This window comes from Ralstonia sp. 22111 (genome assembly GCF_052045895.1).
Classification (GTDB): domain Bacteria; phylum Pseudomonadota; class Gammaproteobacteria; order Burkholderiales; family Burkholderiaceae; genus Ralstonia; species Ralstonia wenshanensis.
Map to the genome: position 1 here is coordinate 42,606 of NZ_JBQEPR010000009.1, position 16,598 is coordinate 59,203.

18 protein-coding genes are annotated in these 16,598 nt (G+C 64.3%); 15 read left to right on the forward strand and 3 right to left on the reverse strand.

Features of this window, described 5'->3' with window-relative positions:
• The first annotated feature begins 1 nt into the window (after nt 1).
• The 14 genes from ACTJK4_RS20305 to ACTJK4_RS20370 all read left to right on the forward strand — a co-directional run bounded on the left by ACTJK4_RS20305 (nt 2) and on the right by ACTJK4_RS20370 (nt 13,559).
• A complete protein-coding gene (locus ACTJK4_RS20305; protein ID WP_433867654.1) occupies nt 2–2,014 on the forward strand; it encodes an FHIPEP family type III secretion protein in 2,013 nt (670 codons plus the stop codon).
• Between the two features lie 6 nt (nt 2,015–2,020).
• Nucleotides 2,021–2,617, forward strand: a complete 597-nt coding sequence (sctP, locus tag ACTJK4_RS20310) for a type III secretion system protein SctP (RefSeq protein ID WP_440818790.1) — start codon at nt 2,021–2,023, stop codon at nt 2,615–2,617.
• A 40-nt stretch (nt 2,618–2,657) separates the two neighbouring features.
• Nucleotides 2,658–3,701 carry a type III secretion system cytoplasmic ring protein SctQ gene (gene sctQ, locus ACTJK4_RS20315; RefSeq protein ID WP_440818791.1) on the forward strand — a complete coding sequence of 348 codons (1,044 nt, stop codon included), beginning with the start codon at nt 2,658–2,660 and terminating at the stop codon, nt 3,699–3,701.
• Nucleotides 3,688–4,338, forward strand: a complete 651-nt coding sequence (sctR, locus tag ACTJK4_RS20320) for a type III secretion system export apparatus subunit SctR (RefSeq protein ID WP_045205537.1) — start codon at nt 3,688–3,690, stop codon at nt 4,336–4,338. The genes sctQ and sctR overlap by 14 nt, the downstream gene beginning before the upstream one ends.
• A 10-nt stretch (nt 4,339–4,348) precedes the next feature.
• Nucleotides 4,349–4,609 carry a type III secretion system export apparatus subunit SctS gene (gene sctS / locus ACTJK4_RS20325; RefSeq protein WP_024978147.1) on the forward strand — a complete coding sequence of 87 codons (261 nt, stop codon included), beginning with the start codon at nt 4,349–4,351 and terminating at the stop codon, nt 4,607–4,609.
• A gap of 9 nt (nt 4,610–4,618) precedes the next feature.
• A complete protein-coding gene (locus ACTJK4_RS20330) occupies nt 4,619–5,548 on the forward strand; it encodes a type III secretion protein HrpV (RefSeq protein WP_440818792.1) in 930 nt (309 codons plus the stop codon).
• Nucleotides 5,545–6,519 carry an HrpD5 family protein gene (locus ACTJK4_RS20335; RefSeq protein WP_440818793.1) on the forward strand — a complete coding sequence of 325 codons (975 nt, stop codon included), beginning with the start codon at nt 5,545–5,547 and terminating at the stop codon, nt 6,517–6,519. The genes ACTJK4_RS20330 and ACTJK4_RS20335 overlap by 4 nt, the downstream gene beginning before the upstream one ends.
• A 43-nt stretch (nt 6,520–6,562) precedes the next feature.
• Nucleotides 6,563–6,808, forward strand: a complete 246-nt coding sequence (locus ACTJK4_RS20340) for a type III secretion protein HrpX (protein WP_440818794.1) — start codon at nt 6,563–6,565, stop codon at nt 6,806–6,808.
• Nucleotides 6,809–7,016: 208 nt separating this feature from the next.
• Entirely contained in the window at nt 7,017–7,217 is a 201-nt protein-coding gene (locus ACTJK4_RS20345; RefSeq protein ID WP_414561497.1) for a serine kinase/phosphatase, read from the forward strand.
• A 167-nt stretch (nt 7,218–7,384) separates the two neighbouring features.
• Entirely contained in the window at nt 7,385–7,627 is a 243-nt protein-coding gene (locus ACTJK4_RS20350) for a serine kinase/phosphatase (RefSeq protein WP_440818795.1), read from the forward strand.
• A gap of 3 nt (nt 7,628–7,630) precedes the next feature.
• Complete coding sequence (locus ACTJK4_RS20355) at nt 7,631–8,086, forward strand: molecular chaperone Tir (protein WP_232038753.1); 456 nt, start codon at nt 7,631–7,633, stop codon at nt 8,084–8,086.
• A 175-nt stretch (nt 8,087–8,261) separates the two neighbouring features.
• Entirely contained in the window at nt 8,262–8,666 is a 405-nt protein-coding gene (locus ACTJK4_RS20360) for a hypothetical protein (RefSeq protein WP_440077621.1), read from the forward strand.
• 133 nt (nt 8,667–8,799) lie between these two features.
• A complete protein-coding gene (locus tag ACTJK4_RS20365; RefSeq protein WP_440077622.1) occupies nt 8,800–12,546 on the forward strand; it encodes a hypothetical protein in 3,747 nt (1,248 codons plus the stop codon).
• A gap of 275 nt (nt 12,547–12,821) precedes the next feature.
• A complete protein-coding gene (locus tag ACTJK4_RS20370) occupies nt 12,822–13,559 on the forward strand; it encodes a response regulator transcription factor (protein ID WP_232038756.1) in 738 nt (245 codons plus the stop codon).
• Between the two features lie 163 nt (nt 13,560–13,722).
• On the opposite strand, the gene ACTJK4_RS20375 is transcribed toward ACTJK4_RS20370, so the two are convergent.
• The 3 genes from ACTJK4_RS20375 to ACTJK4_RS20385 form a co-directional block, all read right to left on the reverse strand.
• Nucleotides 13,723–14,076, reverse strand: coding sequence for a response regulator transcription factor (locus ACTJK4_RS20375; RefSeq protein ID WP_373407704.1), 354 nt, complete (start codon nt 14,074–14,076; stop codon nt 13,723–13,725).
• A gap of 321 nt (nt 14,077–14,397) precedes the next feature.
• On the reverse strand, nt 14,398–15,348 hold the full coding sequence (locus tag ACTJK4_RS20380) for a DUF4880 domain-containing protein (RefSeq protein WP_440818796.1): 951 nt from the start codon (nt 15,346–15,348) through the stop codon (nt 14,398–14,400).
• A complete protein-coding gene (locus tag ACTJK4_RS20385; RefSeq protein WP_232038759.1) occupies nt 15,345–15,854 on the reverse strand; it encodes a sigma-70 family RNA polymerase sigma factor in 510 nt (169 codons plus the stop codon). The genes ACTJK4_RS20380 and ACTJK4_RS20385 overlap by 4 nt, the downstream gene beginning before the upstream one ends.
• A 244-nt stretch (nt 15,855–16,098) precedes the next feature.
• Between ACTJK4_RS20385 and ACTJK4_RS20390 the strand changes: the two genes are divergently transcribed.
• Nucleotides 16,099–16,470, forward strand: coding sequence for a hypothetical protein (locus tag ACTJK4_RS20390; protein ID WP_440818797.1), 372 nt, complete (start codon nt 16,099–16,101; stop codon nt 16,468–16,470).
• Nucleotides 16,471–16,598: the final 128 nt, after the last annotated feature.

Here is a 16,598-nt window from a genome sequence, read left to right on the forward strand (position 1 = left end):
TATGGCCAAGAAGACCGCCTTCTCTGAATTCAGCGGCGAAATCGGCATCGCCGCGTTGGTGGTTGCCGTCATTGCGTTGATGGTGCTGCCACTGCCCACCGTCCTGATCGATTCGCTGCTGGGGCTGAACATCACGCTATCGGTCGTGCTGCTGATGGTGACGATGTACATCCCGGCGGCAACGTCGCTGTCGGCGTTCCCGTCGCTGCTGTTGTTCACCACGCTGCTGCGGCTCTCGCTGAACATCGCATCGACCAAATCCATCCTGCTGCACGCAGACGCCGGCCACATCATCGAGAGCTTCGGCAAGCTCGTGGTGGGCGGCAACCTGGTGGTGGGTCTGGTGGTGTTCCTGATCATCACCACCGTGCAGTTCATCGTGATTGCCAAGGGCTCTGAACGTGTGGCCGAAGTCGGCGCGCGTTTCACGCTCGATGCCATGCCCGGCAAGCAGATGAGCATTGACGCCGACCTGCGCGCCGGGCACCTGAGCGCAGACGAGGCCCGCAAGCGCCGCGCGCTGCTGGCCATGGAAAGCCAATTGCACGGCGGCATGGACGGCGCCATGAAGTTCGTCAAGGGCGATGCGATTGCCGGCCTGGTCATCACGCTGGTCAACATCCTCGCAGGCATCGTGATCGGGATCACGTATCACGGCATGACGGCCGGTGAAGCTGCCAACCGCTTTGCCGTGCTGTCCATCGGCGACGCCATGGTGTCGCAAATTCCCTCGCTGCTGATCTCGGTGGCGGCCGGCGTGATGATCACGCGCGTGTCAGACGACGACCACGGCGCCAAGCCAAGCTCGCTCGGCAAGGAGATCGTGCGGCAGCTCTCGACCAGCGCACGGGCCATGTTCACCGCCAGCGCGCTACTGGCCGGCTTTGCGCTGGTGCCGGGCTTTCCGTCGTTTCTGTTTGTCGCGCTGGCAGGTGTTGTCTTCACTTTTGGCTACACGCTGCGCAAGCGCCTGAACACGGGTAGCGCGACCGACAGCGATACCCTGCCCGCGCTGCTGCGCGAAGGGTCCAAGGATAAAGCGCCGACCATTGCCGACAAGGCCCCGTCGTTCACGGCGCCTCTGGGGGTTCGCCTGGGCACACGGCTGGCAGAGGGGCTCGACATTCCCAAACTCGATGCCGCGTTCCAAAGCGGGCGGCACGCCTTGGCTGAAGAGCTGGGCCTGCCCTTCCCCGGCATTGCGGTCTGGAAGAGCGCCGCGCAACCCGAAGAGGCGTACGAAGTGCTGGTGCACGACATCCCTGGCCAGCCGGTCGCGGTGCTTGACGGCAAAGTATCGGTATCCGATCTGCCTGAACCATTGCGTGCGCAACTGGACGCAGCGCCCGATGCAGCAACCCACGCCGAGCAGGTGATTGCCGACCACGTCGTGCATGTGCTGCGCAAGCACGCACATCTGTTCATCGGCCTGCAGGAAACGCAATGGATCATGGAACGCGTGACCACCGAGTACCCGGGCCTGGTCACCGAGGCGCAGAAGGCCGTGCCCGCACAGCGCATGGCCGACGTGCTGCGCCGCCTGCTGGAAGAGCAGGTGCCCATCCGGAACATGCGCGCCATCCTCGAAAGCCTTGTCATCTGGGGCCCGAAAGAAAAAGACACGCTGATGCTGGTGGAGTACGTGCGCGGCGATCTGGGGCGACAGATCGCGCACCAGGCCACCTGTGGCTCACGCAAAATGCCCGCCATTCTGCTGGACCCGACGGTGGAGCAGACGGTGCGCCAGGCGATCAAACCCACGCCGGCAGGGAACTTCCTGACGCTGGACCCGCAACAGGTTGACACCATCGTCACGCGGCTCGAACACATGAGCCGCAGCGCGCCGCAATCGGGTGCGACGCCGGTCGGTGCGCTTGCCATCGTCACGTCCATGGACATCCGACGCTATGTCCGCCGCATGATCGAGCCGCGCTTGCAGGCGCTGAACGTGTATTCCTTCCAGGAGCTGGGCGCGTACGTTGATCTGCAGCCCGTGGGCAAGCTCACGCTGTAAGCCGCCATGACCACGCCCGTACGCCTGTGGCGAGCCCCGCCCATCGTCCATCCGGCCACGCCCGTCCGGCGGCCCGTCGCGCAACGCAGCGCAGACGGGCGAGCCGGCATGCAGGCCGAGCCCTGCGCGGATGAAGCTACCGCCTGGATACCGCTCGATGCGTACAGCGACGCCGCATGCGAGGACACCCCAGAGCACGAACCACCCGCGCAAGATCACGCCGATGCGCAGCCCGATGAAGCGCCGCCCGACGCCCCGCCGCTTCACACCTCGGCCATGATCAGCCGCCTGGTGCGCACGTGCTCAGAGATCAGCGTGGGGAGCACCGTGACGGAACATCTCGCGCAGTTGCTTTCCAGGTTCTGCGGCTCCCGTGTTGTGAAAGCCAACAGCGAATGCTGGGAAGTGACGCTGGACCTCGACCCGCGCGTGCTGCCCGACACCCGCCTTACCCTGCGCCTTTCGCCCCACACGCTATGGCTTCGCTTCCTGGCGGCACACCCGCGGGCGCGCGACTTACTCTCCGAGCATGGCGATGCACTGCGCCAACGCATTCACGTTTTGCTGGAGCAGCGCATCGATATCGAACTCGAAGTGTGGTGATCGTTCCCACGCCTCACCCGACACCTTCCGCCGACTCGCCATGGACACCGGGCTCACGCCATCCCCGCTCGATGCGCACCTGCGTGCGTTCACGCCGGCCCAGGCCGCGTTGACACGGCTGACCGGAACGCCGTTCCCGGATGACCACGGACGCCGCTGGCAACTGCACGCCGTAGACCACGCCGCGCCCATGCAGGCGCCTATGCGACTTGGCATTCGCTCATCGCTGTGTGCGGTCGACGTTGTTGTTGAAGGCGCCAACCACCCCGCACTCCACGCCATCGCACACGAAGCCGATGCGCAACGCCGCACGGCGCTTGCCGGGCTTTGGCTCGCGCCAATGCTCGACACGCTGTCTGCGGCAGGGCTGGGAGACGCCACCTTGGCGACATTCACGCCCGAACACAACGATGCGCAACGTAGCGATCAGCCGGAATTGCCGATGCGGCTGGATGGGCCACACGGTGAAACGCCATGCCGCATCGCCACGCTCGATTGGCATGCCGCGCCGCCCGCGCCACCCGTGGCCGATCGCAACGCTGTGCTTGCACAACTCGGCGTGGTGGGACTGCCGATGGGCGTTCGTATCGCCAGCCGTCGATGCCAAACGCACACGCTTTCTTCGCTCGCGGCCGGCGACGTTCTGCTCGGCTGGGGCATGCACGCCTATCGCCCCGACACCGATGAAGGCGCCGTACGCCTCACATGCGGTGATAGCCGACGCGCCCACTTCACTGCCCATGCTCACTACAAGGAAGGCACCGTGACGATTCTCGATGTTCCCGCGCTCGCAAACGACGACACCGCCGCCACGCACGACACCACACCCGACAGCACTGACGGCATCGCAGTAGAAGCACTGGAGGTGCCCGTACACCTTGAGGTTGCCGTGATGAGCCTGCCGCTGGCCGAGCTGGCTGCCCTCGCGCCAAGCCACGTCCTGCAGTTGCCCGTCCTGCTGCGCGATGCCACGGTCCGCCTGGTCTGCCACGGCCAGACGCTCGGCCACGGGCAACTCGTGGCAGTGGGCGAGCATCTGGGCCTGCAGATCACCGCCATGAGCGCGCGCCATGCAGAACATTGAATTCGCCTCGCTCATCATTGCGGCGGTTGCCATTGCGCTGCTGCCGTTTGCCGCCATGGTGGTCACGTCGTACACCAAGATCGTGGTCGTGCTCGGCCTGCTGCGCAATGCGTTGGGCGTGCAGCAGGTGCCGCCCAGCATGGTGCTCAACGGAATTGCAATGATCGTGTCGTGCTTCGTGATGGCGCCGGTCGGCATGGAGGCCATGCAGCGCGCCCACATGCAACTCAATGATTCCAGCGCGAACGTCAGCCAGGTCATGCCGCTGCTCGATGCCGCGCGCGAGCCGTTCCGGCAGTTCCTGGACAAGCACACCAACGCACGCGAGAAAGCGTTCTTCATGCGCTCGGCTCAGCAACTATGGCCACCGGCCAAAGCCGCACAGCTCAAGGAAGACGATCTCATCATCCTCGCGCCCGCCTTCACGCTGACGGAGCTGACGGCGGCGTTCCGCATCGGCTTCCTGCTGTATCTCGTCTTCATCGTGATCGACCTGGTGATCGCCAACCTGTTGATGGCGCTGGGGCTATCGCAGGTGACACCCAGCAACGTTGCCATCCCGTTCAAGCTGCTGCTCTTCGTGGTGATGGACGGCTGGTCTGTGCTGATTCACGGCCTGGTCAACACCTATCGTTAAAGGGGCCGCCATGGACTACGACAACATCACGCGCCTGACCAGCACGGCGCTCATGCTGTGCCTGCTGGTGTCCTTGCCCGCTGTGGCGGTGTCCGCCATTGCCGGGCTGCTGATCTCGTTCGTGCAAGCCGTGACCTCATTGCAGGACAGCAGCATCTCGCATGGGCTGAAGCTCATCATCGTGTCCGTGGTGATTGTGGTGGCTGCACCGTGGGGCGCGGCATCGATCCTGCAGTTCGGCAACACGATCCTGCAATCGCTCTTCCAATAGGAGGGTGCCATGACACGCATCTCCGCCTCGCCGCCCAGCGTTCTCTCGTTGCCCGATCCGGTACAGGCACCGCAGAACACGGCCGCGCCGCACCATCGCAAGCATCATCGGCATAGTGCGCACGGACACCACCACTGGGCCGACCAGCTGGTCGAAGATAAGCTGCACCGCCACAAGCACGTCGCGCAGATTGCAAAACGCGTGCGCCGGCCGCGCACAGGCAAGCGCAGCGGCGCGGGCTCGCCCGAAGAGCCCATCACCGACAGCACGTTCGAAGAATTGCTCCTCATGCTGGAGGAGCATGCGCGCAAGGTCGAGCCGATGGTGATTGGCCTGTCGTCCCGGCAAGACCAAAGCGACGGTGACGACGACCAGGCAAGAGACCGCCGCAGCGCCCAGGGCCGCCGCGCCCTGCTGCTGCAGTACCTGCAGGAACAAGCCGCAGAGACCGCTGCCGCGGCACCACAGAAAACAGCAGCCACAGAGGCCGGCGCGTTGCCGGCCGACACGCTACTGGCCGAAGTGGAATCGCCCAGCTTCCAGCGCCTTGAACAGGAGCTGCTTGCCGTCCGGCACGCCATGCACACGGGCCACCCGATGCCGCTGCGCATGGCGTTCGACATCTTGCGCAGCTACTTGAAACAGACGCCCATCGAAGGCACGCCCGGCACGCTGGCCGCCGTAAAAGACCGGCTGCTGGCAACCACCACGCCGCAACACGCCGCCAGCGCGCTGACCGACCGAGAAAAGACGTTCAACCTGCTGTTTCCGCTCTTGCTGCTCAGTCCTTCGCGGCCGCGCATTGGCCGCGAGCGCGGCGAGAGCATCGCACGCAGCAGCGCCGTCGCGCGCCGCTGGACAACCGAACTCTGGTCTTACCGGGCGGGGCTGGGTCTGGCCCTGCCTCCGCTTCCTGATCCTTCCCCGCAATCACCATGAACAAGCACATCCGCGTGTTGGCAGGCGCGCATGCCGGCGCCTGCCTCGACCTGACACCGGGCCGCTGGACGGTCGGCCCCGACGCACAAGCCAGCATCCGCATCTCTGATTGGGCGGGCGATCCGATCGCGCTGCTTGTCGATACGGAACACGGCGTCCTGATTGAATCCGACGATGGCGGCAGCACCTGGGACGACCTGACCCCTCGCCGCTTTGGCGAGGTCATTCTCTGTGTCGGGCCGGCCGGCGAGGCATGGCCACCCGACCTTGCACTGCTGGAGCGGGTGCTATCGCCCGCAGCCACGGACAGCGGCAGCCACAGCGTTGCTGCTGCGCAAGCCCCCGCTTCCGAAACGCCCGCGCCCACCCGGCCTCGCGCACGCAAAGGCTGGATGGGCGTGACAGCAGTCGCGCTGCTCACGCCGTGCGCGCTGCTGCTGGCATCGACACGCGAGCCATCCTCCGCCGCGCATTCCGCAGCCACGGCACAAATACCGCTGATCGAACGTGTGCGCACATGCCTGGCACTGCACCGCATCGACGGCTTGCAGATCGAACAGCACGACAACGAGATCATCGTGCACGGCATCGTGACGTCGGCCAACGAAGAGCTTGCCACGCTGCGCGATCTGCGAGCGGTGTCAGCGTCTGTCCGCACCGATCTTTCCATCGCGCAGGAGGTCATTGAAAACCTGCGTGAATCGCTGCAGGAACCGGGGCTGCGCATCAGCTACCTGGGCAGCAACCGGTTCTCCATTACGGGCCCAGCCGTGCACCCTGAGCGAGTTCGCGCAACGGCAGACCACGTGCGCAGCGACCTGGGCGGCAACATCAAGGACATCGCCCTGGACATCACGCAGGCACGCGTGCGTGACCCCAAGGCCGATGCCACATCCGCGCTTTCCGTGGATGAACTGAGCTACATCGAAAGCTCCGACGGCACCAAGGATTTTCTCGCTGCGCAGCGTTAAGGCGCAGATCGTTCTTGCCATTCCCCTTCTTCTGGAGACTCACATGTTTGACCATTTCACGCTCGACATCATCGAAACGTTTGACGACATTCAGGCTTTTGCCAAGCAGGAAGGCCCGAAGGATTTCGGCCCGCTGAACAAGGCTATCGAAGCGCTCAAGCACACCGCCATGGACATGGAACAGCGCGCCATTCGTGCGACGGACGTCAACAACCGCGAGCAGCTTCGCGTGCTGTCGCACGGCTTTTCCAGCGCGGCACAAGTGTGCTCGGGGTTGATCCCGGCATAACGCGCGCAGTGCACATACGGGCTTCGCGAGACGACATCACATTTCGCCTCTTCGCCGGTCCAGCGCAATGAAATCCACGATGATGACTTCACGGCGAACACAACAGCAGCACGTTCGCTGAACCGAATCAGCGGCATCCCATTCCGGGGTGTTGTTGAAAAACCCGGCTCTCACCCGAGACCACTCATCCACCGAAAAGGAGTTTTCCATGACCGTGCAAACCACCACCGCTGCCCTGCGTGACACCGGTAGCCGCCTGTCGTTCGATGCTCAAAACGAAGCCATCACGAAAGAAGGCGAGCAAGACATGCTGAACGCAGCCCGTCTGCAAAACGAACTGAACCGCACCAACATGTTCGCCAAGCTGATGGAAGCGGGCCCGAAGGCCGCCAAGGACCTGATCTCGTAATGATCAGTTCCGGACGGCACATCCTGTGCCGCCAACGTTCGGGAACGGGGCCGCGCCGTTCCCGAGCGGTTTTTTAGATGTATTGCCCGCGCGCTTCTGCTGTTCTCCCCCGGCCCATCGCGCCGCAGCCCGATTCACCGAATCCGACCCGCTACCGCGATCCCGACATGACCCCCATCCACCGCAACGTTTCTGCAGCTGCCGCAACTCCTGCGCAGGATCCGTCTGCATCGCACCCTGCGCACGGCCACACAGGTGCGCACGCATCCGGCACGCTGCATGCCGTGGTATCCGCCGCCGCGGACGACATGCTGAACACAGCCCATCTCGAGGATGAGCTGAACCGCACACAGGCATTCGCCAAGCTGATGGAAGCCGGCCCGAAAGCGGCCAAAGATCTGCTGGTGTAAAGCATGAGCATCGAACGGCGCGACAGCCTCATCCGCGACATGTGCATGCATCTGCAGATTCCGGATGCCGATGCCATCATCGCCGCCGGCCGGCTCACGGTGGAGGGGTTCGAAGTCATCATCGATGCAGTCGAGGAAGACATCGACGCGTTCTACCTGAACTTCGACTACGGCATCGTCACAGGCGGCCGCACGCTGCGCGTGTTCCGCCTCATGCTTGAAGCCAACGTCACCATCTATGCGCAAGACCATGCACAACTCGGGTTGGATGGCGATACGGGCGGCATCATCCTGATCGTGCGTGTGGCCTACGACCCCGACATCGACGGCGAGCAACTGGCCGAACTGCTGGGCCACTATGCCGAGCACGGCCGCTACTGGCGCGACAACATCCTGCAGACGACAGACGACATGTTCGAGAACCTGGCGAACGGCACCTACGTGTGGATTCGGGCGTAATGCGCATGCATGGGGCGCACGGCAGCGCCCCTACGGGCGTGCCTTCGCAGCGCCCGTGATGACTTCGTGAACGCGTACGCCGGCTGTCATATAACGCCGTACGCTCGCGGCATTACATGCGAAGGTGCTCGTTGAAGCTGACGCGTCGGCTCGGCGGCATCGCCAATCCAAGTTCATGTCCGCCTCACGCACACCGTATCTGCCAACCATAGACATCCCGCTTCTACGCGCCGGCGAGTTCTTCCCCTTCGCTGCGCACCCCATCCTCATCGGCGCATACCAGCTCTGGTTCACCTGTGATGCAGATGCAAATGCCGACCATGAGTCGGTCACCGTTTGTATCGACCTAGGCAAGCCGCTTGAGATCAACGTTGACGAAGCACTGCACGTGATCCTCGGGCTGTGCCTCGGCCTGCCAGCTTCGTCGCGGGGCGAGGTGGCGCAGCAGGCGCACACCGGCACGCTGGTCTATCGCTTCCCTTACGCGCTTCACGACGACCCGACGGGCGCTTTGCTCGTTGACGCGATGAGCGGGCTTGCGGCGTCAGCGACATCGGTCTCGAAGTGGTCGGTGCACTAGCCGATTGCGCCTGGGCCGGTGGCATGCAACTTCGCCATCGTCACGGCGGATTCGCATTGCGCGCGTGTTTGTCATTCGGCCGCATCAAAGTGGTATGCCGATTGACCAGGCCAGTGCCTGAACATCTCGCGCCATGCCACCTTCACGCCTATTGCCCGTCAACGTGCCGACATCGCCGTCGGAGTACGAGACACTCCACGACTTCGCCGCGCGCACGCCATCGCCATCGCAATCGGCCGAGGGCGGCGATGCTCTGCAGCCCCGCAAGAAGGGTGGCTGGCTCAGCAACCTGAAATCGCGCGTGCGCGAAAAGCTGCCCAAGAGTGACGAGACAGAACTGGCTACGCTGCTAAGCGACCGCAAGCGCTCCGGCACGTCGTTCAATACGGTGGACAACTACAAGGCGCCCACGCGCGGCACGTTGACGACCACGCCCGAGGCAACGCCGCAGGCCACCGAAGGCACCCCGCACCCTGCCACAGCGCAGGTGCAGGAACATCAAGAAACACGCCGCGCGGCACGTTCGCAGCGCAAAACGTCGTCCATGATGCAGCGTGCTGAACAGGGTGCGCAGCGCTTGCGCCAACGCGGAAAACCGCCGACACCCCAAGCGGCATCGCCCGCCGCAGCGTTGACGGTTCCGGCTACGGGCGAAGCGTTCCGCCAGAGCATTGCGCAGTTGTTCCGCATGGCGGGCAGCGCAAGCGAACGTGAGCTGCTGGCCGATCGGCTCGGCGTCTTGGCGGCTCCAGCGCAGGGCACCTCGTCGGCCGCAGGCAGCTACATCCGCCCGATGTTGGCGGCACGCGCGCTGGCGGCCACCAGTGGCGGCAATGCAGGCGATGCGCTGCGGGTGCTGCAGCACGTCACGCATGCGGTGCACTTTGATGCTGCCGCCTTTGCGGCACCTGTTTCGACGCCGAGTAATGAGGGCTCAACACATTCCACGAGCAGCTCCTCCTTGGGCATGGGCCGCCTGTTCAATGAGACGGCATCGGCAACGGCGTCGCACCGTTCCAGCACGTCGGACCTGGGCTTGTCTCATCTGTTTGGCGAGGGCGAAACGTCGCCACAGCGCAGCGAAACCGGCGCCAGCCGAACCAGTGACGAGCAAAGCCCCCGTTCGCTTTCCCGGCAATCCAGCCTGTTGGCCCAGTACGGATCAAGCAGTTCAGACGGGTCGGGTGGCTCCGGTCGCTCCGGTCGCTCTTCAAGCAGCCTGGCGGTCCCGCCAATGCCGCAGGGCATGAGCGATGCGGGCGTGGCAAGCGCGGCCTGGCGCACGGCGCAGTTGCTCTCGCGCAGCCATCACGGCTTTGAAGCGCTGACCGGCCTGATGGAGACTCCGCCCACACCGGAGCAGGCGCACACCGCGCGCGCCTTTCTGCAGGCGGCCGACCATGTGCATACGGCCGCCGCCACCGCAGCCGACCCCACCGCCCTGCTGCACGCGCGTCCGGCGGGCAGCGGCACGCAAGCCGAGTCACTCGCCGTCAACGTCATGCACGCCGCTGCGCTCAAGCTGCGCGGCGAGCCCGTCAGCGCGCAACAGGCGGGGGTCCTCTTTGCGTGGCACCAGGGCTTTCGTGAAGATGGTCCGGGCTCGGATCTGGCCAACACCAAGGCACGCCTGGCCAAGTTTGTCGGGCGCACCATTCCGCGCGTAGAGAAGCAAACCACGGGCAGCCATTTCTGGCAGATGATCGGCAAGAAGAAATCGCCGCTGTCATCGGCTGCGCTTGGCATGCACGGCGCACAGCGGCCGGGTCTCGTCAAGGAAATGGACGCCTATACGGCGGCGCTACGGACGATGATCGACACGCTCGCGCAGGCAGGCAATGCACCGCCGCTGCACACCATCGCCCACCCGGGCGATCTTTGGCGCGGCGCAATCCTTGCACACTGGGCCGGGCTGACAGCTGCCAACGCGCCGTTGAGCGACTACGCGCTCACGGCAGAGAAGCTGCGTGCGCTGCAACCGGAAGTCGGCGCAGCGGTCAGCCGCATGCAACGCGAAAGCGCCGAGCCGACTGCCGTCGCACGCACACCGGGCAGTTCGCCGGCCCATCAGGAATTCGCGCAGCTCGTGGCCGCGGCCGGACTGACCGACGATGTAGACACCCGGGCGTGGGCGCAAACCCGCCTGGACACGCTGACCCTGCCGCAAGTCAACACCGCGCAGGCTCACGTGACGCAGCTCATCGACCACGCCGGCCTGGTGGGCGAGCCGCCGGAATACCTCGTGGGGCTCCAGCCGTCGGCCACGCTGTTGCGCTACTGGAGTGCCCACGCGGGCGAGGCCGCCGAGGCGCCCGCATTCCGAAGCGCACTTGAGCGTGCCGACAAGCTCGAGCACCCGGAAGACCTCAAGATGCAGGCGCCCACGATCGAAGACGCGCGCAAGACCATCGAGACGCTGCTCACGTCCATGGAATCGGGCAACAAGGTGCGCCTGTCCAACGGTGGCTGGATTGGCGGCAGCACGGCCGGCGTATCGACAGGCTTGTCGCACGTCGGCAAGGCGCTGCCGGTGCCCGTATCCGTGCAACTGGACGCCAATTACGGCAGAGGCCGCCAGGCCGTGGTGGAAATCGGACGCAGTTCTCATGGGCGCGACGTGTTCGTCGGCACTGACCGCACGATGCGCGCTTCGGTTGGCGTGGGGGCCTCCGTTGGCTACGACCTCAAAACGTGGGGCAAGCGCCTGCGCGCCAATCTGCTCGCCGTCAAGGTCACGCCATTCGATCTGGAGACAGGTGAGCCGCGCGGCGTGGTCATCCGGGCCACGCGGCCCACGCAGCGCCCCGTGGAGGGCCACGACGACTGGGAACCCATCAAGTACGACGACAAAGCCGCTGCGGATGCCATCGTCAAGGCCACCAACCTGCTGTTCGAGCACGCGTGCGCCGCGCCCGAGCAGCGGCCCGATGCCGATACGCTGTGGAATGCGCTGGCACAGCACTGTGGCGAAAGCGGCGGCATTTCGATCAGTTGGGTCGACCAGACCAAGAAGCGCTGGCGCGCCTCGATGGACGCAAGCGTCGGCATGAATGTACGCGTGAGCAGCCCGCACACGCCGGTGCGGATCGGCCCGTCGGCCCGGCTGCGCGGCGAAAAGACGCTCAGCAACACGGCGACCCTCCAGGAGAAGACCGGCACGATGCGCGTCGAGCAGTTCAGCGTCGCGACGGGGCACAAGGTGACGGCCCGGGGTGGACTGGCGTTCTCGGTGGGCCGCACCTTCTACACGGCGGCTCCTGACGACAACGCCTCGGCCAAAGCCGGCGAGAGCGGCAAGTTCACACAGTCGTTTACCGGCGGCATGCCGCTCGGGTTCAACTGGAAACTCTCGGAAGGCGGCCATACGACGAAGGTGAAGATGGGCTACCAGAACGGCAAGATTGCCGATCGCGTCAGCTACTTCGACACTGAATACCGCAGCGTGCGTGAATACCTGGCCGTCGTGCGCAGCGAACGCGATGCATGGATCAACATGCTTGCGCACAAGCCAGGCGGCACACCGGAACAGGCCGCGCGCGAGTTCGAGGCCTACTGCGAGACCGTTGAAAAGCACGCCCGCCCCAACCAGCGCTACCTGAACCGGCATCGGCTCCGGCCGTCCGCTGCTCGCGAGATCGAGGGCCACCTCGCCCTGGCGGACCTGCACCGGAGCATCGACCCGAATTCTGCCGACGCGCAAGCTTCAGAAGCGCTTGCGCAGGCGCTGCTCGAAGCGCCCACGTCCCGCGTGCCGGAGAAGCTCGCTATCGTCGAACAAGTGTCCACCAGCCGCAGCCGTGGCCTGACGAGTGCGCTGCAGCTGCGTGCCAGCAAGGAAGCAGAAGGCACCCGTGAACTCGCCGCCATCAAGTTCGGCTAGAGATCTTTTCATCAGATTGTCATATCAGCCGCCGAATTAATGTTCTCGGCGGTTTTTTAATTTGCATATGCGCATAATCGTTCACTCATAATGCGGCATGTGCATGCTCAACTCACACTTGCAGAGTCAACAAAAAAAACTTAATCAGATCTAAACGCGATTTCACTCTTTATAGGGATGTGTGAGCAAATTGTGAACGTTATGCTTGGCCTCAGTTTGAAGCGCCATCTGCAACGATTCGATTCTGTAGTGCAGTGGCTTGAAAGGGGAGCGCCATGAAGTTCGCCGTATTGACCTCGAACCCATCCAGCTTTGCCTACGTGGCGAGCTGTCTATCCACCCAGGAGGCGGAGTGCGTCCGCTTTGACGACGCCCTGTCGCTGCTCCGCGCGCGCCGCACGGAAACGTTTGATCTGTTGATGATCGATGCCCAGCATTTCCGTACGGCCGGGCAGCTGGTGCTGTCGTGGCGGGAGTGCAATGCCGACATGTGTTGGCCCACCCTGGTGTTCGGGCAGTTTGTCGACCGGGGGGACATGGCGTCGGCCTTCGATGCCGGCGTGGACGACGTGCTGACCGGACACTTCACCGCTGAAGAGCTGCAGGCCCGCGTGCAACGAGCACTGCGCCGAGCCGAGCCAGTGCGCCAGAATGCCGGCATCCACGTCGTGGTGGGGCCATATCGCCTTTGCCGCCTGACCCGCACGGCCACCGTCAACAGCATCCCCATTCGCATGACCGCGCGGGAGTTTGCGACGGCATGGTTGCTGTTCTCGTCGCCGGGGTCGTTTCTCTCGCGCCAGCAGATCGCATCCGCCGTGTGGGGCGCAGACGCCAGCATCGTCGAGCGCTCGATCGAGCAGCACATCTACAAGCTGCGCAAGAAACTGCAGTTCGGCCCCGAGACCGGCGTGGAACTCAAGACCGTCTATGCACGCGGCTATCAGCTCGCCGTGCAAGCCGCCAGCAACGAGCCCGCAGGCCCCGAGGCGCGCACCATCCTGGCCGCCTAAGCGGCCTTTTTGCGCAAACGATTGCGCACCGCGGGGCCCACCGCAACCACGGCAGATTGTTTTAGCATTTCTTAATAAAACGCTTCAAGGCAGATAATTTCAGTATCGGCTTAACAAATTCAGTGCCGGTTTAAAAAATATTGCCTTGTTAATGGTTATCGCGTTAGTGATTTTCGTGCGAGCGGTTTTCACCCGCACATTGCTGATATAGCGCTGCCAATTCGGTCCGATTGCGTGCTTGTAAGCGCATCAGGATTTGGCGCACGTGCGATTTCACGGTTTCTACGCCGATATGCAGCGCCTGCGCGATTTCCACATTGGATTTTCCCGATGCCGCCTCTCGCAGGATGTCGCGTTGGCGCGGGGTCAGCGCGGAGAGCAACGCCCCCTTGCCGGACGAACGGGCAGGCGCCCGCCGCCTGGATTCCAACATCCGCCCAAGCATCGCATGCGCCTGCTCCAGCGTAACGGGCTGGGCGGGCGGCTCTTCGCCGGCGGCCTCGGCCAGTTCGGTCAAGTCGACCAGGATCCCGCCGTTTGGGGCGGGCGAAACCTGCCGAACCGCGATCGTGAGAGGCACCACCGCCTGCGCCCGCCAAGCGGCAGCTGCAGGGAAAGGGGAGAAATACCGGCTTTCTGCCGTGCTGTCGGCTGCGTGTAGCAGCACGTCGTTCTGGACCCGGGCGTTCATGTCGTCCTTCGCTCTCGTGAAAGCTATGCATCTGGATGCAGTGGCGCTCGCGGATGGGTACCGCGGCAGCCTCTTACTCTCTCTGTGCATCGAGAAAGAAAAACCGGAACCCCGATCGCAAAAAAAATTTTTGCGGCAGACCAGCGCTCAGCGTGGGCCGATGCGCACCCACACGCCGGCAAGCTCCTTCACCTGGATGGGGAGTGTCTCGGCCAGCATGTGCAGGGCACGATGGCCGTCGAGCGGGAACCGCCCGGTCACGCGCAGATCGGCCACGTCAGGGAGCAGCTCGATCAGGCTACGGTGGTAAGGGCGCAATGCGTCAATCACGTCTGACAAGGGCTGGTGTTCGACCTCGACCATGCCGCGTGTCCAGGCCGCCACGTTGCGGGCCATCAGCGTCAGTTTTTCGATGCCGCCGTCACCAAGGCGCCGTACCTCGCCCGTACGCGCCGTGGAAACTGCACCGGCCGGCGTCGACAACGCCGCGGTGCCTTCGAGCACGGCAACCTTCATCGCGCCATCGGGCTCCAGCGTTGCGCAAATCATGCCGCCCGTGCATTCCACCGCGCCCGCGGCGGACCACAACCGCAACTGACCCGACGGCGACCCGGCGACGGCCAGCACGCTGCCACTGCGCAGACGCACGTCGTAACCGCGCGCAACCGCAGAGGCATCGACCGCGCTGCGCGCATTCAGGCGTAGTTGATAGCCGCCAGCCAGCGTGAAGTCGCGACGCTCCGAGGTCGCCGTGCGCATGTCGGCAGCCAGGTCGGTCAGCGGAATCTCTCTGTCAACGAGGGCGGCAACGCCCAAACCCAGCCCGCTGAAGATCAGCGCGCGGCGCACATGCCGTGCTGTCGACGAAGGCGCATCGAGAAGCCGTCGCGCGGCGCGCCGATGCGGTTCTGCCACGGACGGCAGTGCCATCGAGCCCAACGCGCCTTGCAAACGTTGCACGGCGGCGGCGTGCGCGGGATCGGCCTCCTGCCAGGCGGCAAAGCGCTGGCGCTCCATCTCGGACGCCGTACCCGAACGCAGTATGACAAGCCACTGGATCGCCTGCTCGGCAATCCGATCGTCCAGCACGTGCTTCACGATGATTCGGCCAAATAGCACAGGCGCAAGGCCTGCGTCATGTATTTCTGCACCATGCGAACAGACACCTGCAAGCGTTCGGCGATCTCCGGGTACGTGAGGCCATCGAGTTGGCTATAGAGAAAGGCGCTGCGCGCCTTGGGCGGCAACCCATCGAGCACGCGATCGATGGAGGTGAGGGTCTCGAGGATCAACGCGCGCTCTTCCGGCGATGGCAGCGTCGCTTGCGGTTGCGTGGCGGCCCAGGCCATATAGGCCTCTTCCAGATCACGACGACGCCAGATGTCATAGAGCAGGCGCTGCGCAATCGTTGTCAGCAAGGCGCGCGGCTCACGGGTGTCTTGCCACCCTGGCCTCTGCAGCAATTGCGCAAAGGCTTCCGCCGCGATGTCTTCGGCGCCAAAGCGGCAGCCTGTCTTGCAGCCCATACGGCGGGCGAGCCAAGCATAGTGTTGTCGGAACCAGTCAGAGGCCAGTTCGGTAACTGGCTGGCAGGTTTGCGTCACGGTACCCTCCGCGAAAATCTGTGCTGGCCGTCCGTCGGCAAACGGCCCGATCTGTTGGCGAGAAAGCCCACACCCAGATGTCGAGATTTTACCTACCGCTGATATTTCAGGGGCGCATTTTTTCGGCTTTTATCGCAGTTTTTCGGCACACCCACGACATCCGGAAGCCCCCTGCTGGCATCGTTGAGCGGTGCAACCCGGTTGCTGCAATTCGTTGCAGCAACAACCGCCACGGCGCCCGCCCATGCCCCCCGAAGAATTGCCCCAACCCCCGTTTGACAACGACGCACTGCCCGCGCATGCCCTGCGCATTGGCAGCCGCAACGTCTGGCTGGCTTATGACAGCTACGCCGAGCCCGACATGCTGACGGCGTATGTCGAGCTTGGCCCGCGCGACACGTTGGACGTGGCGTTGACGCTCAATTTACTGCTTAGTCTCTGCCTGGAAGTGGACGGCGCGGCACGTGGCAGCGTCGTGCGACACCCGCAGACCGGCCAGATGATCTATCGCTTCCGCTATGCGCTGGATGACGATCCCGAAGCGGCCGATTTGCTTGACGCCATCGCTGCGCTCACGGCTGAGCTGGACGACGGCGGCGCGCCCCCACGATATTGAGCCGCCGAGCCGGTCGCTTCGGATGCCGACGCAGCACTTCGGCGCCCGCAACATTGGCCGGCGGGGGCTGGCTACGCTTGCAAGGTTCAATTGTGCTCGGGCGAAACCGCGTTGCCCCGGCATGCCAA

Bases quoted from the DNA above. Each gene is read 5' to 3' on its own strand.
- ACTJK4_RS20305 (WP_433867654.1), top strand. From the start codon at position 2: ATGGCCAAGAAGACCGCCTTCTCTGAATTCAGCGGCGAAATCGGCATC.
- sctP (WP_440818790.1), top strand. From the start codon at position 2,021: ATGACCACGCCCGTACGCCTGTGGCGAGCCCCGCCCATCGTCCATCCG.
- sctQ (WP_440818791.1), top strand. From the start codon at position 2,658: ATGGACACCGGGCTCACGCCATCCCCGCTCGATGCGCACCTGCGTGCG.
- sctR (WP_045205537.1), top strand. From the start codon at position 3,688: ATGCAGAACATTGAATTCGCCTCGCTCATCATTGCGGCGGTTGCCATT.
- sctS (WP_024978147.1), top strand. From the start codon at position 4,349: ATGGACTACGACAACATCACGCGCCTGACCAGCACGGCGCTCATGCTG.
- ACTJK4_RS20330 (WP_440818792.1), top strand. From the start codon at position 4,619: ATGACACGCATCTCCGCCTCGCCGCCCAGCGTTCTCTCGTTGCCCGAT.
- ACTJK4_RS20335 (WP_440818793.1), top strand. From the start codon at position 5,545: ATGAACAAGCACATCCGCGTGTTGGCAGGCGCGCATGCCGGCGCCTGC.
- ACTJK4_RS20340 (WP_440818794.1), top strand. From the start codon at position 6,563: ATGTTTGACCATTTCACGCTCGACATCATCGAAACGTTTGACGACATT.
- ACTJK4_RS20345 (WP_414561497.1), top strand. From the start codon at position 7,017: ATGACCGTGCAAACCACCACCGCTGCCCTGCGTGACACCGGTAGCCGC.
- ACTJK4_RS20350 (WP_440818795.1), top strand. From the start codon at position 7,385: ATGACCCCCATCCACCGCAACGTTTCTGCAGCTGCCGCAACTCCTGCG.
- ACTJK4_RS20355 (WP_232038753.1), top strand. From the start codon at position 7,631: ATGAGCATCGAACGGCGCGACAGCCTCATCCGCGACATGTGCATGCAT.
- ACTJK4_RS20360 (WP_440077621.1), top strand. From the start codon at position 8,262: ATGTCCGCCTCACGCACACCGTATCTGCCAACCATAGACATCCCGCTT.
- ACTJK4_RS20365 (WP_440077622.1), top strand. From the start codon at position 8,800: ATGCCACCTTCACGCCTATTGCCCGTCAACGTGCCGACATCGCCGTCG.
- ACTJK4_RS20370 (WP_232038756.1), top strand. From the start codon at position 12,822: ATGAAGTTCGCCGTATTGACCTCGAACCCATCCAGCTTTGCCTACGTG.
- ACTJK4_RS20390 (WP_440818797.1), top strand. From the start codon at position 16,099: ATGCCCCCCGAAGAATTGCCCCAACCCCCGTTTGACAACGACGCACTG.